At 68.1% G+C, this 24,962-nt stretch carries 23 protein-coding genes; 14 read left to right on the forward strand and 9 right to left on the reverse strand.

All coding sequences use genetic code 11. The annotated features are described in order from the left end of the window. Positions 1-149: 149 nt before the first annotated feature. The 6 genes from HWX00_RS16515 to HWX00_RS16540 all read right to left on the reverse strand — a co-directional run bounded on the left by HWX00_RS16515 (position 150) and on the right by HWX00_RS16540 (position 6,526). Positions 150-938, reverse strand: a complete 789-nt coding sequence (locus tag HWX00_RS16515) for a lytic transglycosylase domain-containing protein (RefSeq protein WP_034189409.1) — start codon at positions 936-938, stop codon at positions 150-152. Continuing rightward, on the reverse strand, positions 935-1,609 hold the full coding sequence (gene sctR / locus HWX00_RS16520) for a type III secretion system export apparatus subunit SctR (protein WP_049034062.1): 675 nt from the start codon (positions 1,607-1,609) through the stop codon (positions 935-937). Before sctR ends, HWX00_RS16515 begins: the two co-directional genes overlap by 4 nt. A 3-nt stretch (positions 1,610-1,612) precedes the next feature. Further along, a complete protein-coding gene (gene sctQ / locus HWX00_RS16525; protein ID WP_175868124.1) occupies positions 1,613-2,767 on the reverse strand; it encodes a type III secretion system cytoplasmic ring protein SctQ in 1,155 nt (384 codons plus the stop codon). Between the two features lie 372 nt (positions 2,768-3,139). Further along, complete coding sequence (locus HWX00_RS16530) at positions 3,140-3,538, reverse strand: winged helix-turn-helix domain-containing protein (protein ID WP_034189412.1); 399 nt, start codon at positions 3,536-3,538, stop codon at positions 3,140-3,142. Positions 3,539-3,851: 313 nt separating this feature from the next. Further along, a complete protein-coding gene (locus tag HWX00_RS16535; RefSeq protein WP_175029359.1) occupies positions 3,852-6,062 on the reverse strand; it encodes a xanthine dehydrogenase family protein molybdopterin-binding subunit in 2,211 nt (736 codons plus the stop codon). Positions 6,063-6,064: 2 nt separating this feature from the next. After that, positions 6,065-6,526 (reverse strand): (2Fe-2S)-binding protein, encoded by a 462-nt coding sequence (locus HWX00_RS16540; RefSeq protein ID WP_069252121.1) that lies wholly within the window; start codon positions 6,524-6,526, stop codon positions 6,065-6,067. 180 nt (positions 6,527-6,706) lie between these two features. Between HWX00_RS16540 and HWX00_RS16545 the strand changes: the two genes are divergently transcribed. Next, positions 6,707-7,630: an AraC family transcriptional regulator gene (locus HWX00_RS16545; RefSeq protein WP_059556784.1), complete on the forward strand. Its 924-nt coding sequence runs from the start codon at positions 6,707-6,709 to the stop codon at positions 7,628-7,630. A gap of 44 nt (positions 7,631-7,674) precedes the next feature. Here HWX00_RS16545 and HWX00_RS36825 read toward each other — a convergent pair whose 3' ends face one another. Further along, complete coding sequence (locus tag HWX00_RS36825; protein WP_226104081.1) at positions 7,675-7,899, reverse strand: hypothetical protein; 225 nt, start codon at positions 7,897-7,899, stop codon at positions 7,675-7,677. A 1,858-nt stretch (positions 7,900-9,757) separates the two neighbouring features. On the opposite strand from HWX00_RS36825, the gene HWX00_RS16555 reads away from it, so the two are divergent. The 7 genes from HWX00_RS16555 to HWX00_RS16585 all read left to right on the forward strand — a co-directional run bounded on the left by HWX00_RS16555 (position 9,758) and on the right by HWX00_RS16585 (position 15,745). Further along, positions 9,758-10,081 (forward strand): hypothetical protein, encoded by a 324-nt coding sequence (locus HWX00_RS16555; protein WP_034189521.1) that lies wholly within the window; start codon positions 9,758-9,760, stop codon positions 10,079-10,081. 111 nt (positions 10,082-10,192) lie between these two features. Beyond that, a complete protein-coding gene (locus tag HWX00_RS16560; protein ID WP_034189416.1) occupies positions 10,193-10,783 on the forward strand; it encodes a hypothetical protein in 591 nt (196 codons plus the stop codon). A gap of 74 nt (positions 10,784-10,857) precedes the next feature. Beyond that, the gene (locus HWX00_RS16565) at positions 10,858-11,139 is read left to right on the forward strand and encodes a hypothetical protein (protein WP_034189417.1); all 282 of its coding nucleotides are present in this window, start codon (positions 10,858-10,860) and stop codon (positions 11,137-11,139) included. Between the two features lie 44 nt (positions 11,140-11,183). After that, positions 11,184-12,833 (forward strand): chemotaxis protein CheA, encoded by a 1,650-nt coding sequence (locus HWX00_RS16570; RefSeq protein WP_175868125.1) that lies wholly within the window; start codon positions 11,184-11,186, stop codon positions 12,831-12,833. Positions 12,834-12,988: 155 nt separating this feature from the next. After that, positions 12,989-13,573 (forward strand): hypothetical protein, encoded by a 585-nt coding sequence (locus HWX00_RS16575; RefSeq protein ID WP_059556782.1) that lies wholly within the window; start codon positions 12,989-12,991, stop codon positions 13,571-13,573. Positions 13,574-13,747: 174 nt separating this feature from the next. Further along, a complete protein-coding gene (locus HWX00_RS16580; protein ID WP_264166369.1) occupies positions 13,748-15,106 on the forward strand; it encodes a sigma-54 dependent transcriptional regulator in 1,359 nt (452 codons plus the stop codon). 132 nt (positions 15,107-15,238) lie between these two features. Next, the gene (locus HWX00_RS16585) at positions 15,239-15,745 is read left to right on the forward strand and encodes a hypothetical protein (RefSeq protein WP_034189421.1); all 507 of its coding nucleotides are present in this window, start codon (positions 15,239-15,241) and stop codon (positions 15,743-15,745) included. Between the two features lie 27 nt (positions 15,746-15,772). Here HWX00_RS16585 and HWX00_RS16590 read toward each other — a convergent pair whose 3' ends face one another. Further along, on the reverse strand, positions 15,773-16,264 hold the full coding sequence (locus HWX00_RS16590) for a hypothetical protein (RefSeq protein WP_034189422.1): 492 nt from the start codon (positions 16,262-16,264) through the stop codon (positions 15,773-15,775). 377 nt (positions 16,265-16,641) lie between these two features. Here HWX00_RS16590 and HWX00_RS16595 point away from each other — a divergent pair, with 377 nt between their 5' ends. Then, positions 16,642-17,319 carry a LuxR C-terminal-related transcriptional regulator gene (locus HWX00_RS16595; RefSeq protein WP_175028412.1) on the forward strand — a complete coding sequence of 226 codons (678 nt, stop codon included), beginning with the start codon at positions 16,642-16,644 and terminating at the stop codon, positions 17,317-17,319. Between the two features lie 25 nt (positions 17,320-17,344). Here HWX00_RS16595 and HWX00_RS16600 read toward each other — a convergent pair whose 3' ends face one another. Then, positions 17,345-18,898 (reverse strand): methyl-accepting chemotaxis protein, encoded by a 1,554-nt coding sequence (locus HWX00_RS16600; protein WP_034189424.1) that lies wholly within the window; start codon positions 18,896-18,898, stop codon positions 17,345-17,347. A gap of 254 nt (positions 18,899-19,152) precedes the next feature. On the opposite strand from HWX00_RS16600, the gene panE reads away from it, so the two are divergent. The 5 genes from panE to HWX00_RS16625 all read left to right on the forward strand — a co-directional run bounded on the left by panE (position 19,153) and on the right by HWX00_RS16625 (position 24,940). Then, positions 19,153-20,100 (forward strand): 2-dehydropantoate 2-reductase, encoded by a 948-nt coding sequence (gene panE / locus HWX00_RS16605; protein WP_034189522.1) that lies wholly within the window; start codon positions 19,153-19,155, stop codon positions 20,098-20,100. A 239-nt stretch (positions 20,101-20,339) separates the two neighbouring features. Further along, complete coding sequence (locus HWX00_RS16610) at positions 20,340-21,299, forward strand: AraC family transcriptional regulator (RefSeq protein ID WP_175028411.1); 960 nt, start codon at positions 20,340-20,342, stop codon at positions 21,297-21,299. 119 nt (positions 21,300-21,418) lie between these two features. Next, positions 21,419-22,363: a substrate-binding domain-containing protein gene (locus HWX00_RS16615; RefSeq protein ID WP_034189426.1), complete on the forward strand. Its 945-nt coding sequence runs from the start codon at positions 21,419-21,421 to the stop codon at positions 22,361-22,363. A 62-nt stretch (positions 22,364-22,425) separates the two neighbouring features. Continuing rightward, the gene (locus HWX00_RS16620; protein WP_069246049.1) at positions 22,426-23,946 is read left to right on the forward strand and encodes a sugar ABC transporter ATP-binding protein; all 1,521 of its coding nucleotides are present in this window, start codon (positions 22,426-22,428) and stop codon (positions 23,944-23,946) included. Beyond that, positions 23,933-24,940: an ABC transporter permease gene (locus HWX00_RS16625; RefSeq protein ID WP_069706864.1), complete on the forward strand. Its 1,008-nt coding sequence runs from the start codon at positions 23,933-23,935 to the stop codon at positions 24,938-24,940. Before HWX00_RS16620 ends, HWX00_RS16625 begins: the two co-directional genes overlap by 14 nt. Positions 24,941-24,962: the final 22 nt, after the last annotated feature.

Consider the following 24,962-nt stretch of genomic DNA (forward strand, 5'->3'; position numbering starts at 1 on the left):
CACCGCTGTTTCGTAGCGGCAGGAAGGGGCCGGCGCCCGGGCGCCGCGCGGGCTACGAGACGGGCGCCGCGTGCGGCAGCCGTGCCGCGCGGCGTGGTTCGGACCCCTGAAAGCGACGCGCGTGCAGGGCGCCGCGCGCGCTCATGCGGTCACTGATCGAGACACCGCACGCACAGCCGCTTCGTCTGGCTCGCCGACAAGCCGTGGCACATCATCACGACCGGGCGCGCATGGCACGACGGCGGGTCGGCGGAGGCAGCCGGCAACGGCAGCCTGCGCGCGCGATCGGGCGGCGTGGTCGCGGCCGCGTCCATGCGTCGCTGCCGCGCCGGCGGCGGCACGTCACGCACCACCGGGATCGGTTCGACGCCGCCTTCGCGCGCGTTGCGCTGCGCGCTCGCGACGACGCGGCTCACGTAGCCGCTCGAGAAGCCGGTCGTGAAGTTGCCGCTGTAGTAGCACGACAGCGCCGCGCGCAGTGCGGCCTGCGTGGCGCGGCCGGTGCCCGACGAGCGCGCGAAGCATTCGGTCAGGATCGCGCCGCCGGCCTGCAGGTTGCGGCATGGCTCGAACATCGTCGTTTCGTCGAGCCCGTATTTCGCGAAGTTGCGCGCGTTCACCTGCGCGAGGCCGACGCTGTAGCTGTAACCGCGCGACGACAGTTCGCGCGCGGTCGCGCGCGCTTCGTCGAGCGACGCGGGCTGGCGCGTCAGGTGGCCGCCGACCACGCCGATCGCATACGGATTGAAGCCCGACTCGGTGCGCACCAGCGCGGCGAGCGTGTCGGGATCGACGTTCGGCGCGCAGGCGCGCGCGAGTCGAGCGAAACCCGCGGCGGCGCCGGCCGCCCGCGCGTCACGCGGCTGCAGGCCCGCCAGCGCGAGCACGGCCAGCGCGCACAGGCACGCCGCCGCGATTCGCAGGCCGCGCGCGTTCATCCCGCACCCGCCACGCGGTACGACATCACGAGCCCGTGCACGAGCAGCGACCAGCCGTCGAGCGCGACGAACAGCAGCAGCTTGAACGGCACCGAGATCGTCGTCGGCGAGATCATCTGCATCCCGAGCGCGAGCAGGATGTTCGCGACCAGCAGGTCGACGACGATGAACACGATGTAGATCACGAAACCGATCTGGAACGCCTTCGTCAGCTCGGCGAGCGTGAAGCTCGGCACCAGCACGAGCAGGTCGTCGTCCTTGATGCCGTCGGCGCGGTGCTTCGGCCAGACCGACGTCGCGGTGCGCACGAAGAACTCGCGGTCGCGCTGCCGCGTGTGCGACACGAGGAATTCCTTGATCGGCGGCAGCGCGGCATCGGCGAGCGCGCCGACGTCGGCCGTCGACAGCTGTCCCGACGCGTCGAAGTGGCGCGCCTGCAGCGCATCGCGGATCGACATTCCGACGGGCGCCATGATGAACAGCGACAGGATCAGCGCGATGCCGTTCAGCACGAGGTTCGGCGGCACCTGCTGGATGCCGAGCGCGGAGCGCAGCAGGCCGAGCACGACCACGAGCTTCGTGTAGCTCGTCACCATCAGCGCCGCGAACGGCGCGATGCCGAGCGCGGCGATCACCGCGATCAGCGCGACCGGGTTCGGCAGGTTGCCCATCGTTCAGCGCTCGCGCGGCGCGGGTTGCGTCAGCGTGACGACGCGCACGCCGAGTTTCTGGCCGACCGCGATCAGGTGGCCGGTGCCGATCAGCATCCCGTTCGCGACGAGATGGATCACGCTCTGGTTGATCCCTTGCTGCAGTTCGATCACGGCGCCCGGCTGCAGCGTGCTCAGCTCGCCGAGCGGCATCGACGCGGGCGGCAGCTCGAAGCGCAGGTCGACCGCGAGGCCGTCGAGCGTGCGCGGCGCATCGGCGGATGGCGCATCGTGTGTCGTGACGGGCGCGTGGTCGGTGCGGGTCGGTTCCAAAGGCATCTCCCTGATTCGTTCGACGGTCAGCCGGTTGCCCGACGGCCGTCCGGTGATTTCCCACGCCGGCGCGGCCGCCAGCCGCGCGACGCACAGCAGGTTCTGCTCGTGCGCCTGCCAGCGTTCGATCGCGATGATGTCGCCGCCGACGACGTCGGCCAGTTCGGCCGTCGTCAGCTCGGTGCGGCCGATCTCGAACACGAGCGGCACGGGCAGGTTCGCGTAGGCCGCGCGCGCATCGGCGAGCGCGGCCGGCGCGGTCGCGAAGAACACGGCCAGTGCATCCGGCACGTCGAACAGCAGCGCGCCATGGCAACGCCACGCGGCATCGGCGCGCCGCAGCTCGAAGCGCAGCGCGGCCGGCGCCGCACGCCAGGCCGGCACGCTCTCGGGCGGCGGCAGCAGCTCCACGCGCTGCCGCGTCGCGGCCTGCAGCACGGCCGCGAGCGGCGCGCCAAGGTCGGCGAGCAGCGCCGCGCGGATCACGGCCGGCACGGCCGGATCGGCTGCGTCGCCGAGCCATTCCGTTTCCGCGACCGGATCGATCCACAGCGTGCCGGTGGCCGGGCCGATGACGAAGCGGTACGCGTGCGCATCGGCGGCCGGCTCCGCGTCGACGCGCCAGCGCACCTCGTACGCGTGCTCGCCGAGCGTGACCGGGACGGCGCCCGTCGCGCCGTACGCGTGCGACAGCCCGCGCGCGGCGGCGGCGGACAGGCGCGGCAGGTACGGCGACGCGTCGAGCGCGACCGCCGCCGGCGCAGCGGCGGGGGGCGCGGAAGCGGCGGGCATCGCCCGGCTCGCGGCGTCGCCGGCGTCGGCATTCGTCAGGAACTGCGCAGGCACGGCGGGATCGGGGCGGATTCGGCGTTGATTCGACGGGTTGTTCCGGGGCCGGCGGCGCCGTCGGGCGCGCGGCTGCTGCGTCGATTGTAGGGACGGCCATGGCCGCGTGCCGGGCCGGAATCCGTAGTCGCACGCATCGTGCGGCGATCGAGCTAGCGGGGTGCTACGAAGCGTGATGAAGCCGGGCAGGCGGCGGCCGGCGCCCAAAAGCAACCGCCGCCCGGAGGCGGCGGTCGGGTCGCGACTGGCTGGCGGGCCGGAGGGCGTGCAGGCCGGATCCGGCTGGCAGGCCGCGAGGCGCTGCGGCTGGGCGCAGCGCGGTGGGGGGGACGTGGCCGCTGCGCCGCGAGCAGGCGGCGCGCGGGGGCAGCGTCACGCGTAGTCGGCGGCCATCGCCGGTTGCGGCGCGGCACGCAGGACCGGCGCGGCATCGTGGCGCTCGACGTGCGTCATGGCCGCACCGAACAGCACCAGGCGATAGCCGACCGCGTAGATCGGGATGATCCGCAGGTTCTTGTCGTGTTCGAGCTGCAGCTTCGAACGGATCCGCGAGATATGGGTGTCGAGCGTGCGCGACGACACGCCGAGCTCGCGGCCCCACACGGCTTCCTGGATTGCCTGCCGCGGCACGATCTTGTTCATGTTGTCGAGCAGGAATTCGACGACGTCGAATTCGCGCGGCGTCACGTCAACGACCTTGTTGTCGATTTCGATCGTGCGGCGCACGAAGTTGATTTTTATGTTGTCGATGTACAGGTATTTGCAATCCATGGTGGCCCTCACATGTCCATTAAGGAGTGTTTGCGGGTCCTGTGCTGCAACTTTCGGGCCAGGCAGAGGATTATCGAGCGCCGACCGGCGGCGGCACGGCTGCGCGCGGCCCGGCAGCCTTGAATTTAAAAGAATTTTTAACGGGAGAGGCGCGGCGGACACTGAAGGGGTCCGAGCATCATTGAAGGATTGTTACGTAGCATCGGGTGGGGATGTTACGGGTGACGGGCGTTACGTCTGACGTAACGCGAGGGGCGGCTGGATGGAGACCGGCCACGGAGGCGTTTCGCCCCGTGGCCGGTGCGCCTGCACATCAGGCCTTCGCGCCCTCCGCCGAATCGAACGGCAGCACGTAGTGCCGCTTGCCCGTCGCCGCGAAGATCGCGTTCGCCACGGCCGGGCCGACCGGCGCGACGCCCGGCTCGCCGACGCCGGTCGGCGCCTCGGCCGACGGCACGATATGCACTTCGACCTTCGGCATCTCGGCCATCCGCAGCACCTGGTAGCCGTCGAAGTTGCGCTGCTCGACCTGGCCGTCCTTCAGCGTGATCGCGCTGTGCATCGCCGCGCCGAGCCCGAAGCCGATGCCGCCCTCCATCTGCGCGGCGACGATGTCGGGATTGATCGCGATCCCGCAATCGACCGCGCACACCACGCGCTCGACCTTCACCTTGCCGTCCGCGTCGACCGACACCTCGGCGACCTGCGCGACATAGCTCTTGAACGCCTCGGCGACCGCGATCCCGCGCCCGCGGCCCTTCGGCAGCGGCTTGGCCGGATCCCAGCCGGCCTTCTGCGCGGCGAGATCCAGTACCGCGCGCATCCGCGGTTCCTTCTCGAGCAGGTCGCGGCGGAACGCGTACGGATCCTTGCCCGCCGTGTGCGCGGCTTCGTCGATGAACGCCTCCACCGCGTAGGCCGTGTGCGAGCTGCCGACCACGCGCCACCACAGCACCGGCACGCCGGTCTTCGCGGTGGTGAGCTCGACCGACACGTTCGGCACCGCGTACGGCAGGTTCGCCGCACCCTCGACCGACGTCGCGTCGACGCCGTTCTTGACCATGAACGCTTCGAACGGCGTGCCGGCGAGGATCGACTGGCCGACGATCCGGTGGCGCCAGCCGACCAGCTTGCCGTCCGCGGTCAGGCCCGCGTCGAGCTTGTGGAAGTACATCGGGCGGTACAAGCCGCCCTGGATGTCGTCCTCGCGCGTCCACTGCAGCTTGACGGGCTTGCCGTCCGCGCCGAGCGCCTTCGCGATCGACACGGCCTCGACCACGTAGTCCGACCACGCGTTCGCGCGCCGGCCGAAGCTGCCGCCCGCATACAGCGTGTGGATCTGCACCTGTTCGGGTTTCAGCCCCGCCGTCCTGGCCGCGTTGGCCTGGTCGACGGTCTGGAACTGGTCGCCGGCCCAGATTTCGCAGCTGTTCGCCGTCAGCTTGACGACCGCGTCGAGCGGCTCCATCGGCGCGTGCGCGAGATACGGGAATTCGTACGACGCGCTGATCTTGCGCGCCGCGCCCGCGATCGCCGCGTCGGCGTCACCGTCCTTGCGCGCCGACGTGCCGGGCTTGTCGGCGAGCTGGCGGTATTCGCGCATGATCTCGCCGGACCCGCGTTTTTCCGCGTGCGCGTCGTCCCACTCGACCTTCAGCGCGTCACGGCCCTGTTTCGCGGCCCAGAAGCCGTTCGCGACGACTGCCACGCCGCCCGGCACCTGCACGACCGACACGACGCCCGGCACGGCCTTCGCGGCCGTCGCGTCGAACGATTTCACCGTGGCGCCGAAGCGCGGCGGGCGCTGCAGCAGCGCGACGCGCATGCCGGGGAAGGTCGTATCGAGCGTGAAATGCGCGGTGCCGTTCGATTTCGCCGACGCGTCGACGCGCGGGATCCGGTGCCCGATCAGCTTGAAATCGGCGGGCTGCTTCAACGTGACCTTGTCGGGCACGGGCAGCTTCGACGCATCGGCGACGAGCGTGCCGTACGGCGCCGTTTTGCCGCTCTTCGCGTGCGTGACGACGCCATTGGCGGTCGTCAGCTCGCTGGCCGGCACCTTCCAGCGGGCCGCGGCGGCCGACACCAGCATCGCGCGCGCCTTGCCGCCCGCTTCGCGCAGCTGCTGCCACGAGTTCGCCATCGCCGAACTGCCGCCGGTGCCCTGCATCGTGCCGAACGCGAGGTTCGCGTAGCGCTTCGCATCGGCCGGCGCGCTTTCGACGCGCACGTTCGACCAGTTCGCGTCGAGCTCCTCGGCGACGATCGTCGCGATGCCCGTATACGCGCCCTGGCCCATTTCGACGTGCTTCGCGATGACCGTGACGGTGCCGTCGGGCGTGATGCGCAGGAATGCGTTCGGCGCGAAACCGGCTTCGGGCGCGGTCGCGGCGAGCGCGCGGCGGCCGAAGCCGGTGAAGTCGAAGCCGATGGTCAGGCTGACCGCGGCCGCGGCCCCCGCGGTCTTCAGGAACGTGCGGCGCGACGGGCGCACGGAGCCGGTGTTGTCGAGTTCGATCGTCATGGTCAGGCTCCCAGCGTCGCGGCTGCGTCGTGGATCGCGGCCCGGATGCGGGCGTAGGTCGCGCAGCGGCACAGGTTGCCGTTCATCGCGGCATCGATGTCCGCGTCGGTCGGCTTCGGGTTCTGTTCCAGCAGCGCGGTGGCCGACATGATCTGGCCGGACTGGCAGTAGCCGCATTGCGGCACCTGCAGCTTGACCCAGGCGGCCTGCACGGCGTGCGCGGGCTTGCTCTGCAGGCCCTCGATCGTCGTGACGTGCTTGCCCGCGATGCCGGCGAGCGGCAGCACGCACGAGCGGACGGCCTGGCCTTCGAGATGCACGGTGCACGCGCCGCACTGCGCCATGCCGCAGCCGAACTTCGTGCCGGTCAGTCCCGCGTGTTCGCGAATCGCCCAGAGGACGGGCATCGACGGATCGGCGTCGAGCGTGACGTTCTTGCCGTTCAGGACAAACGAGGTAGGCATTTTTATGTCTCCATGGGGAAAACCCGCCATACGGGCAGGTTAGCCGGGAGTGTGCGCGAGCCGCCGCTTTTTGCGTCTACCCAATCCTGCAAATTTATTGAACAATCCTGCAAATCCCCGGCACGCGGCGAGCCGTTTCGCTATGCTCCCGCGACACGGGAAATCATTCGAGGATGCGTCATGGACATGACCGATATCGTGGCGTCGCGCGAATCCGGGCGGCGCGAGCTGGCATCGCTGATCGGCCGTTTCGCACCGGCCGACGGCTCGCATTCGACGGCCGTGCCGGGCTTGATGCTGCATCGGCACACGCGTCCGGTCGATCTCGGCTGCGGCGTGTCGCGGGCCGCGCTGGTGATCGCCGCGCAGGGCGCGAAGCGCGTGATCGTGGCCGGTCACGCTTACGAATACGACACGCACAATTGCCTGATTACGTCGATCGACTTGCCGATCCTCTCGCGCGTGACGCGCGCGTCGCCGGAGGCGCCGTACCTGTGCTTGTCGCTGACGCTCGATCCGCAGCGCATCGTCGAGCTGGCGGCCGAGATGCGGCTGCCCGAGCCCGATGCGGGCCCGGAAGGCGAGGGGATCGCGCTCGCCGAACTGACGCCGCCGCTGCTCGACGCCGCGCTGCGACTGTTGCGCCTGCTCGATACGCCTGCCGACATTCCGGTCGTCGCACCGTTGATCGAAAAGGAAGTGCTGTACCGGCTGATGACGAGCGGGCAGGGCACGCGGCTGCGACACATGGCCATCGCGGGCAGCCAGACGCACCGGATCGCGCGCGCGATCGAATGGATCCGCGATCACTTCGCGGAGCCGATGCGCGTCGAGTCGCTCGCGCAGGCGGTCAACATGAGCGTGTCGTCGCTGCACCATCATTTCAAGCACGTGACGACGCTGAGCCCGCTGCAGTACCAGAAGCAGTTGCGGCTGCACGAAGCGCGGCGGCTGTTGCTGCGGCAGGGCGGCGACGTCGGGTCGGTCGCCGCCGTCGTCGGCTACGAAAGCGCATCGCAGTTCAGCCGCGAATACAGCCGGCTGTTCGGCGCGCCGCCGATGCGCGACGTCGTGCACCTGCGGAAGAAGGAATTGCTCGGCTGAGGTGCCGCCGGCACCGGCCGGCACGCGTCTCGGGCGGTGCGCGGTCATTCATCGCCGTCTCCTTCGTCGAGCATCTCGAGGAACCACAGGTCGATCTGTCCGACGGCGTCGCGCACGCGCTCCATCCCGCTGCACGGGTGCCGTTTCGGCAAGCGCCGGTCCGCCTGTTCCGATGTCGACGAAGCGCCGCGACAGGCGCTCCGGTTTCGCTGACAACCCCGTTGATGCTTGAATGGCGCAAGCGCCGATCGATCGGTGGTGATCTTCATCGCCGTTTCCCCGACACGCAGGTTGCGAGCGGGCCGCCGCCGGTGCTCCGTGTGCCGTGGCGTGCCGCTCGGTGAGAGCCGGACATCAGGCAATCGGCATGCCACGGACGACACGCCGCCGCCGGGCGCGGGCACGGCCATGCCTTCGCCGATCGACAGGCGTGCAGGCGTTTCACGCGTGAATCGTGGGGACAGGCGAATGAGCCGGGCGAGCGCCGGATCAATGCGATTCGATACGATGAAACGCTCGATAAATCAGGCTTTTACGAGATTGTTAACGTAAGGCGCACGTTGAATCGGCATGTTTCATCGATGAGAATCGAGCGGATAAATGCTTGAAAACGTTTCTCGAATGTGTCGCATCCTCGGGGTGTATCCGGCGTGAAAGGTGGGTTGAGCCGGAATGAAAAATGGTGCTTGTGCTTTTGCCGGCATTCCATGTTTACATTTGTTTTAATTATTACGCCGGTAACGGTCGCGATGGCAACATTTTTCGTCGCGCGATCGTGTCGGTATTTTCACGAATGAATCAAATTCGTTTTGCCTAACCGGGGATAAGCAAGCCGAAGACGCATCGAAGGCCGTTGCGTCTGGCGCCGGGGCCGTACGCAGGGTGGATCGATTCTCGTTCGTTTTCGCACGGAAGCCGGGCCGCATACGCATCGAAGCGTCGTTCGTCAGTGGAAACACGGACGCCGCCCGGCGGGCGCCGCGGCGCGCTTCTCAAGTTTGAAACACCCGTTCAACCTGCCGTCCGACAACGCGCCGCGGGCCGGATTCGTCCGTCTAATCACGGGATTGCGTCATGAAGCGCAGCGATCGTGACGTGTGCCAAACCTTTGCCGCGATACATTCCTGAAACAAAAAACGACGTTTCCGGCGAAAAGCCGCGGCCTGGCGGCGGTTCGGCGCGCGCAACGAACGATGGCGCAACGCGTGGCACGCTGCTTGCGGTATTGGACGCATCGGCGGGCGGTCGACACGATGCAACAAAGATGTGGGGGCGACCAACTCGTCAGTAAGCAGTCGGGGAAACGGCGATGAAGACCATAAGCAGTAGTGTGATCCGCGCGTATTTTGCGCACCAATGGGGTAGTCGGAGAAATCGGGGTGTTGCTCACGACGCAGTGCCAGCGTCGCGGGTATTCCATCGCTTTCCCGGCGTCCGCGCCGGCCGCGTGCCGCGGCGGTTGTCGCGCCTCGTGACGAGCGGGCGACAGGGGTGCCCCCTTTCATTCAGCTCACCCGGATGGGTCAGGCTGTTCGTGCCGGACAGCGTGACGCCGTTTCGTCTTCAACCGTGCAGGGCGGTTTCGATCGCGCCGGGCCAGTACCGGCGCCGGCCGGATTAGATCGAACGCACGTCGGCCGGATTGTCCGGACGCCCTTTCTTCGCCAGCTCAGGGAGCAAACATGCCATCTGTCTGCAATGCGGCACCGTCGTCGCTCGGCTGACGGGCGCCATTTGAACGGCTGTCGTATTTTGCGGTGGTATATATTCGCGCATTTTTGATTTCGAAACGAATGCCAGTGCCGGTATCCGTTTTCGACGGGGTATCGAAAATCGTGAGCCGGAGGATGCGTGCGTCATTCCGGTTGCGCAATTGGAGGTGTTTTTTTTAAAAATATTCAATGGTCGTAAAAATAATAGAAAACACCTACGCATAAATTTTGGACAAGCTGAAAACATAAAACTAGACTTCGGCTGTCAAAAATAGACAAAAAATTAAAATTAAGAGCCAGCACGAATTTATTGATTTGATAGTAATCCTTATTTTTTAAGGATTGCTCGAGGCAGGAAGGTTGATGGCGTGCAGTCTTCCTTGCTCATTCTCTCCACGCCGTTATGGAGTCGACCATGAAGAAGCTTCTGATTGCAGCAGCAGTTCTGGCGGTTTCGGGTGCAGCGTTTGCAGGCAGCGGCACGGTGTCGAGCAGCAATTCGACGAGCGGTGGCCAGACGATGGCCGGAGTTGCCGGGTTCGGCCACTTCTCCGCGACCGATTCGGGCGCAGCACTCGGTGCCGCCGGTGCACTTGCCGGTGGCCCGGGCAGCGCTTCGGTCTCGTACACGAGCCACACGCAAACGTCGACGGTCGGCGGCTTCGGCTTCGGCGGCGCACAGGCTGGCGGCAGCAGCGGTGCGAATGCCGGCTCGACTGGCTGGACGTATCACCACTAAGCCGCGGCGCGTAGCGTTCGTCATTGGCTGGCGGTACGGATGCCGGGCTTCGCCCCATCAGGGCGGGCCTGGCTCCGCCACCGCCGAACTTCCTCACAGCAAGGAATTGCTATGAAAGCCAAAGTCATATTAGCGACAGCGCTCACCGTCCTATCGTCGGCCGCATTGGCAGCAGGTTCGTTCACGAACAACCAGACGCAATCCGTCGCAGCGGGTGTGTCCGGTTCGGTACTGGTCGGATCCGGCAGCTATACGAGCAATTCGACATCGACGGCTGGTGCAAGCGCCGGCAGTACCGTGACACCCGCTGGTTCCGTCGGCACGGCGTCCGCCAATCACAACTCGACTTCGACGGCCAGCGGTTCGGGCATGAACGGAGGCGCGTTCGCGGCAGGCGGCGGTATCGGTGCTGCAGGCTCGTTCGGTGGAAACAGCAAAACGAACGAGAACGCGAATGCGCTGTCGGGAGGGGTGACCGCCACGATCGTACTCGGCGCGAACCACTACACGGCCACGGGTGCGAACGACAACGGCAACGCCAACGCGGGTGCCGCCGGGCTGACGGGCAGTGGTGGGTCCGCTGCGATCACGGGTTCGACTCACTACAACTCGTCGACCGCGTGGAGTACCGGTCCGGCCGGTTCGCCGTCCGCATCGGGTGGAAGCCAGGGCAGTTCGAGCGCGACCGGGAGCAGTCATTAGTCAGGTGTGGGGGGGGACCAGTTTCCCAGCGACGCTGGTCTCTTTTCCGCATTGTTGTCACGTAAGGAGTTGGCATGAAGCAGAACCTGATTGCCGCCGCTCTGATGCTCGCGTCTCTGACGGCGTATGGCGCTGACCGTGCTGCCGATGGTGGGCAATCGACTATGCAGACGTCAAACAATCCTGACCAGACAACCAAACCGTCAGAACAACAAACGCTTTCGTCGGGCAGTGCCATCGGCGGACCGGATGCCCAGCAGTGGCAGGGCGTGTCGGCCGGCTCGTGGTCCCAGCTGGGCAGCGGCTGGAAGCAGTTCGGGGAAGCAGCGAAAACTGAAGGCATTCAGGGGAATTAGTACGGTTGCCTGGGTCGGAGGTCAAACCTCGTCCGGAGAGTGAAATGAACAGCAACAGGATCAAGGTGGCATGCGCGGCGATGTTCGCGATGACCACGATCGGTGCCCACGCGCAAACTGCCGACTCGACGTCGAGCGCGCAGTCCTCGACGTCGTCGACGGCCGTCAGCCAGGGTGGCGGTTCGAGCATGAACACGAACACCACGAGCTCGCGCGGCGGCAATGCCACCAGTTCCAGCGGGGTGCGCGGCAGCGGCAATTCGAGCGTGAACTTCAACGTGACGATGCCGTCCAGCACCAGCGGAGGCACGAGCGTGACGCCGCAGTCGCTGCAGTCGTCGGGCGCGCCCGGCACCAACCCGTACAACACCCAGACTTCGGAAAACGTCAACTACTCCGGTACGCAGACGATCAAGACCAACCCGGCGATCCAGGCGCCCGGCCTCACGACCACGCTGTCCGATACCTGCATGGGTTCGGTGAGCGTCGGTGTGTCGTTCCCGGGCTTCGGCGCGACGGGCGGCACGACGCTGGTCGACCAGGCCTGCGTCCGGCGTCTCGATGCGCGTGAATTCCGTGCGATGGGCCTGACCGACGTGGCGCTCGCGCTGCTGTGCCAGAGCGATGCGAACCGGCGCGCGGTGGAAGCGACCGGCCACCTGTGCCCGGGCACGACCGCGCCGCTCGCGCGTTCGAACGTGGCGCCGAGCGTGGAAGCGACCGTCGCGGACGACGTGAAGTATCGCGACCCGATCGTGCGCGACCGCATGGGCCTGCCGCCGCTCGGCTCGGCCGCGCCGGCATCCGCGCCGACGCGTCCGATCCAGACGACGTCGGTGCAGGCAGCGCCTGTTTCGGTGCCGGTTCCGATTCCGGTGCCGGCGGTCGCGCCGGTCGCCGCCGCCCCGGCCGTCGCCGCGCCGGCAGTCGCCGCGGCCACCCCGGCGGTCGCGTCGCCCGCTGTTGCCGCCGCGGCGCCGGCAGTGGCTGCACCGGCGGCAGCGGCGCCCGCGGTTGCTGCGGCACCTGCCGTCGCCGCCGCGCCTGCCGCCGCGGTCGTACCGGCAGCCGCGATGGCGGCCGTGCCGGCTGCGGCTGTCATCGCCGCGCCCGCGGTGGCTGACAAGGCATCGCAAGCGCCTGCCACGCCGGTCGCTGACACGAAGGCCGCCGAGCCCGCCCAGCCCGTGGCTGACACGAAGGCGCCGGAGCCCGCACAGCCCGTTGCCGACACGAAGGCCGCCGAGCCCGCCCAGCCGGTTGCCGACACGAAGGCGCCCGAACCCGTGCAGCCCGTCGCCGACAAGGCACCGGAGCCGATGCCGGCCGCCACCGACAACGCAGCGCAGGCCGCAGGCGAACCGGTTGCCGAACCGATGCCGGCCGCTGCCGTCGTCACGGCGCCGGCAGCCGATGCAAAGGCTGCCGAGCCGGCGCCGCAAGCGACTGTCGAAGCGCCCGCTCCGCAAGCCGCGCTGCCTGAGGCAGCAGCGCCGGCCGACATGCCGACTGCCGACGCGAAGGTGCCCGAAGCGGCCGAATCCGCTGCCGCACCGGCTGCGCCCGCCGCCGACATGCCGGCGTTGAGCGACCCGGCCCAGGCGTTGCCGCCGGCCACGGTCGACCAGCAGGCCGCACCGGCCGCACCGGTTGCGCCGGCGCCGGCCGTCATCTCGACGAGCACGTCGTCGTAAGCACGCGGGGCCGTCTGCCGCGCGGCCGAATGCCGGTCGCCCGGCCGGCGCCCGGCCCCGATGCCCGATGGACGTTTCCGGTTGGACGGGTGTTGGTCCCATCCCCGAGATCAACACCTCTTTTTGCCTGACGAGGATGCAAGGAGGCCTCAATCATGAGGATCTTTTTGGTCGCTTTGCTGCTGGTCAGCGTGCAAGCCGCTGCGCAGACGGTTTTCCAGAATCCCGCGGTGTTCGTGATCCTGAGCGAGCAGACCGCCGCGAATGCCGTGAGCGTTCAGCAGGCGCTGACGACGCTGGGCCGCGCCGACAACACCGCATGCGCGCCGATGGTGATGATCGGCGATCCGCAGATGGTCTACATGATGCCGGAGCAAGGTCATGCGCCGTCGTGGAAGTCGCCGGTATACGGTCGCGGCGCACCGTTCGAAGCGCAGAACGGCCCGACGTCGACGGGCAAGACGGTCGGCGCGATGCAGCATGCCGAGGACATGCAGACGCAGCCGTGGAGCGACGGCAGCGCGATCACGCAGAAGATCGCCGGCGAGTCGAGCGTGACGGCGGCGGACCGCGTGAGCGGGTGGCAGCACAGCGGGCTCGACAGGATCGAGACGGCCCGGGCCGAGGACGTGACGGTGAACGGCAAGACCTACCATGCCTATCGCGACGATCTCAACACGTCGGTGAAGCCGGCCATCGAGCCGCAGATCTACACGCAGCGCGTCGTGTTCTGCCGATAACGAAACATCGATTCGAGGACGGGGCGGCGCCGCGCCGCGGGACCACGGGCCCCGCCGCATGCGATCCGGCAATGGCCGTTCCGACAACCAACCCTACGCGGCGAGGCCATCGTGAACTATTGCTGCCAACTGAGAGTGTCGGGCCCGCAGGATGTCGAAAGGGAGGCCGGCGCGATGTCGTTCGTCGCCGCCCGGCGCAATCATGCGGTGCCGTCGCGGCCGCTCGTCTACCTGTCGCAGCGGCACGACGCCGCGCTCGCCGACTGCCTGGCGTCTCGCGGTTGGGACGTGTGGCGCGCGAAAACCGTTGCGGACGCACTGAATCTCGTCAAGGCGAACCGCCCGCATGCCGGCATCGTCGATTTCGGCAGTTTCGGGTCGCCCGACATCGCGTCGTTCGAGGCGCTGCTGCGCGACTCGCGCGTCGGCTGGGTCGCGCTCGCCGACGGCGAGCGGCTGCGCGACCTCTCGATCGCGCGCCTGATCCGTCGTTGCTGTTTCGACTACGTGCGCAACGCGACGGCCTATACGACGATCGGCTATCTGGTCGGCCATGCGTACGGGATGCTGAAGCTCGCGGACGGCGACCCGGCTGCCGATGGCGTGCCGCCCGCCGGCGCGATGATCGGCTCGTGCGACGCGATGCGCCGGCTGTTCGCGACGATCCGCAAGGTCGCGAACACGGACGCCACCGTGTTCATCGCCGGCGAATCCGGCACCGGCAAGGAGCTGACCGCGGCGGCGATCCATCAGCAGTCGCTGCGGGCCGATGCGCCGTTCGTCGCCGTGAACTGCGCGGCCATCCCGTCCACGCTGCTGCAGGCCGAACTGTTCGGCCACGAGCGCGGCGCCTTCACGGGCGCGCACCAGCGCAAGATCGGCCGTATCGAGGCCGCGCACGGCGGCACGCTGTTTCTCGACGAGATCGGCGACATGCCGTTCGAGAGCCAGGCGAGCCTGCTGCGATTCCTGCAGGAGGGCAAGATCGAGCGGCTCGGCGGGCACCAGTCGATCGCGGTCGACGTACGGATCGTATCGGCGACCCACGTCGATCTCGAGGACGCGATGCGAACAGGGCGGTTCCGCGCCGATCTGTACTACCGCTTGTGCGTGCTGCGCATCGACGAGCCGCCGTTGCGCGCACGCGGCCGCGACATCATGCTGCTTGCCGATTACGTGCTGCGGCGTTATCGCGGCGACGGTTCGCACCGGATTCGCGGCTTCACGCCCTGCGCGGTCGAGGCGATCCACAACTATCCCTGGCCGGGCAACGTGCGCGAGCTGATCAACCGGATCCGGTTCGCGGTCGTGATGACGAACGGCCCGCTGATCTCGGCGGCCGATCTCGAACTGCATGCGTACACGTCGCGGCGGCCGCCGACGCTGGCGGAAACGCGCCGGCAGGCCGAGCGGCGCGCGATCGAGGAAACGCTGCTGCGCAACCGCCACCAGCATGCGGACGTCGCGGCCGAACTGGGCATTTCGCGCGCGACGCTGTACCGCCTGATGACCGCGCACGGGCTGCACGGCTGATGGGCGCCGGTGCGCGGCGCTCAAGACTGCGCGACAGCGGCCGTTAAGACAGGAAATGACCCGTGCGGACCGCCGGCGCATCGCCGCGCTGGCGGCCGACACGCGGCGCATCACGCTTATCCGAGGGTTATCGTGACAGAGTGCAGTCACTGCGGCAGGACGTTCCTGGTCGGCGGCCGGTCGATCGACGGCCGCCGCTATTGCAGCCGGGTGTGCGCCCGCGCGCATCCGATCATCGTCGAGGCCGAACGGGTGCCCGACGCGAAAGTCCGGCAGTATGTCGACGACTGGCGCTACGGGCCGTGCCCGATCTGCCTGCGCGAAGGGCGGCCGGTCGACGTCCATGCGTCGCATCGCGTCGTGTCGCTCGTGTTCGTCACCCGCTGGGCGACGCGGCGCCACGTGTGTTGCCGCCGCTGCGGACGCCGGAAGCAGGTGCTCGCGCTGCTCGCGTCGGCCGCGCTCGGTTGGTGGGGGCTGCCGTGGGGCATCGTGCTGACGCCGATCCAGCTCGTGCGCAACGCGCTCGGGCTGGCCGCGCGCGATCCGGAGGTCGCGACGCAGCAGTTCGAGCAGTTCGTGCGGCGCAAGCTGGCGGCGCGCCGGCTCGCGCGTGCCGAGCAGGGCGCCGGCACCTGATCGCGCGCGCCGGCGTGTCGCGCCCGCTCAGGCCGGCCGCTCGAAGCCCGACGCGACCCAGCGTTCCGCGCTGGCCTTGTTGAGCTTGAACCCGGCCGACACCTTCGCTTCGGCCAGCAGCTCGCCATACGAATCGAATGCCTTCAGTTGCGCGTACGGCTCGAACTCGTCCGGCACGATGTCGAGCGTCACCGATACCTCCTGCCCGTCGTCGCCCTGGACCGTCACTTCCTTGTGCAGCATCGCGCGCCGCTGCTGCTCGTGCCGCATCAGCACCTCGGTCGCGGTTTTCACGAGCGTGCGGAACGCGTTCGCGTCCATCGGTTTCGGATTCTTCTTGTCGCGGCCCATCGTCCACGGCCCGACGAGCGCGGGCTCGGACTCGCCGTCCTTGATCATCTCGACGGCCCAGCCGTCGTCGTCTTCGTTCTTGATGATGCGGGCCGTCCAGCCGTTGTCGCGCCAGAGGCCGTCTTCGTGGATGGAGGTGTCGTCGGATTGCAGATCGGAGTCGGTCATGAGGAAAGGGGCGAGTGCGGGCAGCCGGCAAAAGGGCGGTGGCGCGCGGCCGGCAGCGGCGCATCGCTCGCCGCCGGCGAGCCCGGAGTGGCATGCAAAGGCCGTAATTTTACCTGCTGGCGACCGCATGGCGCGCAACCTTGGCCATCGGGCCGATGCCGCGACCGTCGCCGCTGGCCGCCGGCCGCCTGAACCCGCGCAAATATCAAACTTGTATTACCTCCCCGGCGGCCGATCCACGTGCCGTCCGATATCCCGCCCGCGCACGGCTTCCTAGAATCGGGTGGCAGGCTAAAAATAGCCTGCTCATCCTTTCAACGCTTGGCCGGCCGCCCGCGTTCCGCGCCGCGCGGCCGGCGAACCACCAGGAATTGCGCATGAGGAAATTCAATGTTCGCATCGTCGTCGCTTACGACTGGCCGCTGACGCTGGCCGGCATCGAGCAGGTCGCCGGCAGCGCCTGCGCGATCGAGCTCGTCGCGGTCTGCCGGAGCACGGCCGAACTGGTTGCGTCGCTCGGCACGGTCGACTGCGATGTCGTGCTGGTCGACTATGCGATCCGCGGCGACGCGCGGATGGACGGCCTCGCGCTGTTCGACTGGCTGCGCCGCACGCGGCCGAACGTCGGGATCGTCGCGCTGGTCGCGAACGAGAATCCGCTGATTTTCCGGTCGATCATCGCGACCGGCGGCGTGAGCGTCGTCAGCAAGTTCGACGAGGTCGGCCACATCGTCACGGCGATCCATTCGAGCTACAGCGGCGGCGCGTACCTGTCGCCGGTTGTCAGGCGCGCGCTCGACACGCTCGGCGAGCGCGGCGAGGCGCCGGTGAAGCTGACGGCCCGCGAGATCGAGGTGATTCGCCTGTACCTGTCGGGCGTGCCGATCAAGACGATCGCGCAGCGCCTGAGCAAGGGCAAGCAGACGGTCAGCGCGCAGAAGATGAGCGCGATGAAGAAGCTCGGCGCGAGCAACGACGTCGAGCTGATCCAGCGGGCGGCCGGACTGGGGCTCGGCGGCGGGGCGGGCGCGCTGCCGGCAGGCGGCGCCGCTTGAGCATGCCCGCGCCCGCCGGGCGTCTTCAGGCCGGCAACGCGAACCGCGTGACGGCGTCGCGCAGTGCCTCGGCCTGATCGCGCAGCGAATGCGCGGCTGCCGCCGCCTGTTCGACCAGCGCCGCGTTCTGCTGCGTGACCTGGTCCATCTCGCCCACCGCGCGATTGACCTGTTCGATCCCGGCGCTCTGCTCGCGCGACGCATGGCTGATTTCGTCGAGGATCTCGTTCACGCGCCGCACCGACTGCACGAGCTCGGACATCGTCTCGCCCGCGTTGGAAACGAGCGCCGCGCCGTGTTCGACGGTCTCGTTCGACGACACGATCAGCGACTTGATTTCCTTCGCCGCCGTCGCCGAGCGTTGCGCGAGCGAGCGCACTTCGGCCGCGACCACCGCGAAGCCGCGGCCCTGTTCGCCCGCGCGCGCCGCCTCGACGGCCGCGTTCAGCGCGAGGATGTTGGTCTGGAACGCGATGCCGTCGATCACGCCGATGATGTCGCCGATCTTGTGCGAGCGGTCGGTGATCTCGTTCATCGTCCGCACGACGTCGTCGACCACCGCGCTGCCGCGCGTCGCGACCTGCGCGGCCTGGCCGGCGAGTGCCGCGGCCTGCGCGGCGCTGTCCGCGTTCTGTTTCACGTTCGCGGTCATCTGGTCCATGCTCGACGCGGTCTGCACGAGCGCGGCCGCTTGTTCCTCGGTGCGCTGCGACAGGTCCGTGTTGCCGGACGCGATCTCGCTCGCGCCGACGTTGATGTTCTCGGTGCCGGTCCGTACGCGCGACACCATGTCGATCAGCCCGCCCTGCATCGTATGCAGCGCATGCAGCAGGCTGCCTCGATCGTCCTGCTTCACGGTCACGCGCGCGGTCAGGTCGCCTTGCGCGATGCGCTGCGCGGCGTCGAGTGCGACTTCGAGCTCGCCGCCCAGGTTCGCGCGCACGCTCTTCAGCACCATCACCATCACGGCAGTCGCGATCGCGCCGAGCACGGCCGTCATCGCGAACCAGCGGCCGATGCTCGCGAGCACCGCCGTGCGCACGTCGTTCATGTACATGCCCGTCACCAGATACCAGTCCCACGGCGCGAAGCGCTGCACGGCGCTGGTCTTCTCCTGCGGCTTGTCGGCGCCCGGTTTCGGCCACAGATATTCGACGAAACCCTTGCCGCCCTCGGCGTTGCCGGCCTTCACGATCTCGACGAAGAGGTGCTTGCCGTCCGGGTCGGTGAAGTTCGACACGTCCTTGCCGTTGAGATCGGTCTTGATCGGATGCATCACGATCACCGGCTTCGAATCGTTGATCGAGATGTAGCCGTCGGCGCCGTGACGCATCGCGGCGATCGCCTCGAGCGCCTTCTGCTTCGCATCGGCTTCCGGCAGCGCGTTCTGCTGCGACAGCTTGTAGTAATGGTCGGTCACGCTCGCGGCCTGCGCGACCAGCGAGGCCAACTGGTCGCGGCGGTCCGCGATCATCGACGCGCGCGTCTGCCATGCGCCGAGCCCGGCGATCACGAGCAGGCCGAGCCACAGGATGACGATCATCGAGGCGAGTTTCTGATTCAGCGAAAGGTTGCGCATGGTGTGTGGTCGGTCAGTCGAGGAGGCTCGCCGGGGCGGCGTGACGGGATAAGTATCTTGACGGCGCTCGATGCGCGTTACCGTAGACGGGTTATCCCTAGGAATCGGTGCCGCCGCCCATCCCTTCGTTGCCGGTAAGGGTATCTATGCATATGCATAAAGGGTGTCGCTATACTGTCGGGCGATGGTGTACGCGCTGCGCGCCCGGGGCTGGCGCCGGCGCGGGCGCTGAACGAAACCGAAAGGAGGCAACGATGCGAATTCTGGTGGTAGGGGCCGGCGCGGTCGGCGGGTACTTCGGCGGCCGGCTGGCCGCGGCAGGGCGTGACGTGACGTTCCTGGTGCGCGACGGCCGGGCCGCGGCACTGGCACGCGACGGGTTGCTGATCCGCAGCCCGCGCGGCGACCTGACGCTGGCGAACGTGCAGACGGTGCGCGCGGCCGACGCGAACGCGGGCATTGCGCCGTTCGACCTCGTGCTGCTGAGCTGCAAGGCATACAGCCTCGACGACGCGATTGCGTCGTTCGCGCCGTTCGTCGGGCCGCGGACGCTGATCCTGCCGATGCTCAACGGGATGCGCCACCTCGACGTGCTGCGCGAGCGCTTCGGCGCCGCGCAGGTGCTCGGCGGGCTGTGCGTGATCGCGGCCACGCTCGATCGCGAGCAGCGCATCGTGCACCTGAACGATACGCACGGCGTGACGTTCGGCGAGCTCGCCGGCGGCGAATCGCCGCGCGTGCGGGCGGTTGCCGACGTGCTCGGCGGCGCGGGCTTCGACGCGACGCTCAGCGACGACGTCGCCGCACGGATGTGGGAAAAATGGGTGTTCCTCGCCACGCTCGCCGCGAGCACGTCGCTGTTTCGCGGCTCGGTCGGCGACATTCTGGCCGCGCCGGATGGCCGCCGCCTGCTCGAGACGATGCTCGCCGAATGCAGCGCGATCGCCGAACACAATGGCCACCGGCCCGATCCGGTCGCCATCGAACGGATGCAGCGGATGGTGCTGACGCCGTCGCCGCTCACCGCGTCGATGCTCCGCGACGTCGAGAACCATGCGCGTGTCGAAGCCGATCACGTGATCGGCGACCTGCTCGCGCGGCGCGACCCGCAGGCAGCCGACGCGTTGTCGCTGCTGCGGATCGCGTACAACCACCTGAAAGCGTACGAGGTGCGCACCGCGCGCGAGCACGCGAGCGCGTAGGCGCCGGCGCGGGCGGCCGCACGGCCGTTCCGCACTGCACAAATTTGCCGTCCGGCGCCGTTTGCGGCCGGATCGCGCAAAAAAGTATCGGAAATCAGGCGTAAAGTTGGTGGAGCCGCGTACGCGATCGACCTACATTGCTTCCCATGCGACCGGTCGCGTCGCCGCGCGGAACGCGGCAACACGCGGCGCGCCGCCGAACAGGCCGGCCAGCGATACATGGGAATGGAGACGCCAACATGATGCACCCCGATCTCGAAGTGGTCGACGTGCGACGCGACGAGTCGTTCAAGGTCTGGTCGCACGGCTATCCGTATCGCACGATCCGTTGGCATTTCCATCCCGAATTCGAGCTGCACCTGATCGTCGCGACGCACGGCAAGTATTTCGTCGGCGATCACGTCGGCTCGTTCGGCCCCGGCCATCTCGTGCTGCTCGGCCCGAACCTGCCGCACAACTGGGTCAGCGACATGGCCGAAGGCGAAACCGTCGAGCGCCGCAATCTCGTGATCCAGTTCGACCCGGCGTTCGTCCGGCGCTGCATGGACGCGTTTCCCGAATGCCGCGACGCGCAGGCGCTGCTCGACGATGCGCGCCGCGGAGTCGGTTTCGACGCCGCGACGAGTGCCGCGATCGCGCCGCTGTTCGACGCATTGCTGGCGGCGCGCGGCATGCGCCGCATCGCGCTGTTCATGACGATCCTTGAACGCCTGTGCGGCGCGGCCGAACGCACGCTGCTCGCGAGTCCCGCGTACGACCAGACCGACGTCACGCCGACGCGGTTGAGCCACGCGCTGTCGTATATCGGCAAGAACCTCGCGTCCGAGCTACGCGAATCCGATCTCGCGCAGCTGACCGGGCAGAGCGTCAGCGCGTTCTCGCGCGCGTTCCATCGCCAGACGGGCATGCCGTTCGTCCAGTACGTGAATCGTCTGCGGATCGAATCCGCGTGCCAGATGCTGCTCGCCGACGACGCGAACATCACCGACATCTGCTTCCAGGCCGGCTTCAACAACGTGTCGAACTTCAACCGCCAGTTCCGCGCGGTGAAGGGGATGGCGCCGTCCGAATTCCGTGCGCTGCAGCGCCTGAACGCACGCAGCCGCGACCTGGCGCTGCATGCGGCGCCGATCGGCAACCCGATGCCGCCGCGCGTGCTGACGCCCGGCGCGCCCGAACTCGCCCCGCAGCCCGGATGATCGCCGGGCCGTTGCCCGCCTGAGTTTCCCCTCCGTTTCACCCAGCCGATCGCGCCGTTCACGTCGCGAGGGGCGCATTCACCCACGAAAAAGCCGCACACAATTCTGGAGACACCGTCATGACGCACGCATCGCCCGCCTCATTCCCCCGTCGCGCCGCCCGCATGGCGGCCGTTGCCGCGCTCGCCGCCGCGGCCTGGCTGCCCGTCACGGCCGCGCAGGCCGCGCCGCTGCGGATCGGCATGACGTTCCAGGAGCTGAACAACCCGTATTTCGTGACGATGCAGAAGGCGCTGAACGACGCGGCCGCGTCGATCGGCGCGCAGGTCGTCGTCACCGATGCGCATCACGACGTCAGCAAGCAGGTGAGCGACGTCGAGGACATGCTGCAGAAGAAGATCGACATCCTGCTCGTGAACCCGACCGACTCGACCGGCATCCAGTCGGCGATCACGCAGGCGAAGAAGGCCGGCGCGGTGGTGGTGGCCGTCGACGCGAACGCGAACGGCCCGGTCGACTCGTTCGTCGGCTCGAAGAACTACGACGCCGGCGTGATGTCGTGCGAATACCTCGCGAAGGCGATCGGCGGCAGCGGCGAGGTCGCGATCCTCGACGGCATCCCGGTCGTGCCGATCCTCGAACGCGTGCGCGGCTGCAAGGCCGGGCTCGCGAAATTCCCGAACGTGAAGCTGGTCGACACGCAGAACGGCAAGCAGGAGCGCGCGACCGCGCTGTCGGTCACCGAAAACATGATCTCCGCGCATCCGAACCTGAAGGGCATCTTCAGCGTGAACGACGGCGGCTCGATGGGCGCGCTCGCGGCCATCGAAGGGTCGGGCAAGGACATCAAGCTGACGAGCGTCGACGGCGCGCCCGAGGCGATCGCCGCGATCCAGAAGCCGAACTCGAAGTTCATCGAGACGACCGCGCAGTTCCCGGCCGACCAGGTGCGCATCGCGCTCGGCATCGCGATGGCGCGCAAGTGGGGCGCGACGGTGCCGAAGGCGATCCCGGTCGACGTGAAGGTGGTCGATCGCGGCAACGCGAAGGGCTTCAGCTGGTGAACGACGTGCGACGCGACGCGAAGGGCGGCGGCACGGCCGAGGCCCTTCGCACGGAGAATCCGATGGACACGATACTCAGGCTCAGCCACATCACGAAAAGCTTTCCGGGCGTGAAGGCGCTGTCCGACATTCATCTGGATATCGCGCGCGGCGAGATTCATGCACTGCTCGGCGAGAACGGCGCGGGCAAGTCGACGCTGATGAAGATCCTGTGCGGCATTCATCAGCCGGATGCCGGCACGATCGAGATCGACGGCACCGCGCGCCATTTCGCGGACTATCACGACGCGGTCGCGGCGGGCGTCGGCATCGTGTTCCAGGAATTCAGCCTGATTCCGCACCTCGATGCCGTCGACAACCTGTTCCTCGGCCGCGAGCTGCGCAACCGCTGGGGCGCGCGCGACCGCAAGCGGATGCGCCACGCGGCCGCCGCGATCTTCGCGCGCCTGGGCGTCGCGATCGATCTCGATGCGCCGATCCGCGCGCTGTCGGTCGCGCAGCAGCAGTTTGTCGAGATCGGCAAGGCGCTGTCGCTCGACGCGCGCATCCTGATCCTCGACGAGCCGACCGCCACGCTCACACCGGCCGAGGCCGGGCACCTGTTCGCGATCATGCGCGAGCTGAAGCGCCAGGGCGTTGCGATGATCTTCATCTCGCACCATCTCGACGAGATCTTCGCGGTGTGCGACCGCATCACGGTGCTGCGCGACGGCCAGTACGTGGCGACGACCGACGTCGCGCGCACCGACGTCGAGCAACTGGTGCGGATGATGGTCGGCCGCCGGATCGAGAGCAGCTTTCCGCCGAAGCCCAGGTTGCCGAGCGACGCGCCGGCCGTGCTCGAAGTCGACGCGCTGCAGATCGAGCGCGACGGCCCCGTGAACCGCTTCACGCTGCGAGCCGGCGAGATTCTCGGTTTCGCCGGGCTGGTCGGCTCGGGCCGCACCGAGACCGCGCTCGCGGTGATCGGCGCGACGCGTGCGCACCGCAAGGACGTGCGCGTGCGCGGCACGGCGGCGAAGCTCGCCGATCCGGCCGATGCGTTGCGCGCCGGTATCGGCATCCTGCCGGAGAGCCGCAAGACGGAAGGGCTCGTCACGTCGTTCTCGATCCGCGACAACATCTCGCTGAACAATCTCGGCAAGTACCGGTCGATGCGCTGGCTGATCGACCGCGGCAGCGAGGCGCGCACGACGCACGACGTGATGCGGCGCGTCGGCGTGAAGGCGCCGTCGATCCACACGGAAGTCGCGACGCTGTCCGGCGGCAACCAGCAGAAGGTCGTGATCGCGCGCTGGCTGAACCATCACACGTCGGTGCTGATCTTCGACGAGCCGACGCGCGGCATCGACGTCGGCGCGAAAGCCGAAATCTACGGGCTGATGCGCGAACTCACCGCGCGCGGCTACGCCATCATCATGATCTCGTCCGAGCTGCCGGAAATCGTCGGCATGTGCGATCGCGTCGCCGTATTCCGGCAAGGACGCATCGAGGCGACGCTCGCCGGCGACGAGATCGATCCCGACACGGTCATGACCTATGCCACGGCCGGCACGCGAGGAGCGACCCATGAACCTGCCTGATTCTTCTTCCACGCCTTCCACGACGCTCGCGGCGACGGCCGGCGACGCGCCGCCGCCACGCGCGCCGTGGATGCAGCTGCGGCGCTCGACGCTGTTCTATCCGCTCGTCGGCCTGATCGTCGTATGCATCGCGATGATGATCGCGAGCCCGAGCTTCCTGTCCGCCGCGAACCTCGAGAACGTGCTGCGCCAGGTGTCGATCAACGCGATCATCGCGGTCGGCATGACCTGCGTGATCCTGACCGGCGGGATCGACCTGTCGGTCGGCTCGGTGATGGCGCTGTCGGGCACGCTCGCGGCCGGGTTGATGGTCGCGGGCGTCAATGCGGTCGCCGCGCTCGCGATCGGCATCGCGGTCGGCCTCGGCTTCGGCTTCCTGAACGGCGTGTTCGTCGCGTTCGCGGGGATGCCGCCGATCATCGTCACGCTTGCCACGATGGGCATCGCGCGCGGCCTCGCGCTGATCTATACGGGCGGCTATCCGATCGACGGCTTGCCCGACTGGGTCGCGTTCTTCGGCAGCGGCAAGGTGCTCGGCATCCAGGCGCCCGTGCTGATCATGCTGGTGGTGTACGCGATCGCGTGGCTGCTGCTCGACCGCATGCCGTTCGGCCGCTACGTGTATGCGATCGGCGGCAACGAGCAGGCGACGCGGCTCACCGGCGTGCGCGTCGCGCGCGTGAAGCTGATCGTCTACACGCTGGCCGGCGTCACGTCGGCGCTGGCCGCGATCGTGCTGACGGGCCGGCTGATGAGCGGGCAGCCGAACGCGGGCGTCGGCTTCGAGCTCGACGCGATCGCGGCCGTCGTGATGGGCGGCACGTCGATCTCCGGCGGGCGCGGCGCGATCCTCGGCACGCTGGTCGGCGCGCTGCTGCTCGGCGTGCTCAACAACGGGCTGAACATGATCGGCGTGAACCCGTATGTGCAGAACGTGATCAAGGGCGGAATCATCCTGCTCGCGATCTACATCAGCCGCGAACGGTCGCGGTAACGATCGATTCATCGGTCTTCCG

It is taken from the genome of Burkholderia seminalis DSM 23518 (assembly GCF_902832885.1).
Lineage (GTDB): Bacteria > Pseudomonadota > Gammaproteobacteria > Burkholderiales > Burkholderiaceae > Burkholderia > Burkholderia seminalis.

Bases quoted from the DNA above. Each gene is read 5' to 3' on its own strand.
- HWX00_RS16515 (WP_034189409.1), bottom strand. From the start codon at position 938: ATGAACGCGCGCGGCCTGCGAATCGCGGCGGCGTGCCTGTGCGCGCTG.
- sctR (WP_049034062.1), bottom strand. From the start codon at position 1,609: ATGGGCAACCTGCCGAACCCGGTCGCGCTGATCGCGGTGATCGCCGCG.
- HWX00_RS16530 (WP_034189412.1), bottom strand. From the start codon at position 3,538: ATGGATTGCAAATACCTGTACATCGACAACATAAAAATCAACTTCGTG.
- HWX00_RS16535 (WP_175029359.1), bottom strand. From the start codon at position 6,062: ATGACGATCGAACTCGACAACACCGGCTCCGTGCGCCCGTCGCGCCGC.
- HWX00_RS16540 (WP_069252121.1), bottom strand. From the start codon at position 6,526: ATGCCTACCTCGTTTGTCCTGAACGGCAAGAACGTCACGCTCGACGCC.
- HWX00_RS16545 (WP_059556784.1), top strand. From the start codon at position 6,707: ATGGACATGACCGATATCGTGGCGTCGCGCGAATCCGGGCGGCGCGAG.
- HWX00_RS36825 (WP_226104081.1), bottom strand. From the start codon at position 7,899: ATGAAGATCACCACCGATCGATCGGCGCTTGCGCCATTCAAGCATCAA.
- HWX00_RS16555 (WP_034189521.1), top strand. From the start codon at position 9,758: ATGAAGAAGCTTCTGATTGCAGCAGCAGTTCTGGCGGTTTCGGGTGCA.
- HWX00_RS16560 (WP_034189416.1), top strand. From the start codon at position 10,193: ATGAAAGCCAAAGTCATATTAGCGACAGCGCTCACCGTCCTATCGTCG.
- HWX00_RS16565 (WP_034189417.1), top strand. From the start codon at position 10,858: ATGAAGCAGAACCTGATTGCCGCCGCTCTGATGCTCGCGTCTCTGACG.
- HWX00_RS16570 (WP_175868125.1), top strand. From the start codon at position 11,184: ATGAACAGCAACAGGATCAAGGTGGCATGCGCGGCGATGTTCGCGATG.
- HWX00_RS16575 (WP_059556782.1), top strand. From the start codon at position 12,989: ATGAGGATCTTTTTGGTCGCTTTGCTGCTGGTCAGCGTGCAAGCCGCT.
- HWX00_RS16580 (WP_264166369.1), top strand. From the start codon at position 13,748: ATGTCGTTCGTCGCCGCCCGGCGCAATCATGCGGTGCCGTCGCGGCCG.
- HWX00_RS16590 (WP_034189422.1), bottom strand. From the start codon at position 16,264: ATGACCGACTCCGATCTGCAATCCGACGACACCTCCATCCACGAAGAC.
- HWX00_RS16595 (WP_175028412.1), top strand. From the start codon at position 16,642: ATGAGGAAATTCAATGTTCGCATCGTCGTCGCTTACGACTGGCCGCTG.
- HWX00_RS16600 (WP_034189424.1), bottom strand. From the start codon at position 18,898: ATGCGCAACCTTTCGCTGAATCAGAAACTCGCCTCGATGATCGTCATC.
- panE (WP_034189522.1), top strand. From the start codon at position 19,153: ATGCGAATTCTGGTGGTAGGGGCCGGCGCGGTCGGCGGGTACTTCGGC.
- HWX00_RS16610 (WP_175028411.1), top strand. From the start codon at position 20,340: ATGATGCACCCCGATCTCGAAGTGGTCGACGTGCGACGCGACGAGTCG.
- HWX00_RS16615 (WP_034189426.1), top strand. From the start codon at position 21,419: ATGACGCACGCATCGCCCGCCTCATTCCCCCGTCGCGCCGCCCGCATG.
- HWX00_RS16620 (WP_069246049.1), top strand. From the start codon at position 22,426: ATGGACACGATACTCAGGCTCAGCCACATCACGAAAAGCTTTCCGGGC.
- HWX00_RS16625 (WP_069706864.1), top strand. From the start codon at position 23,933: ATGAACCTGCCTGATTCTTCTTCCACGCCTTCCACGACGCTCGCGGCG.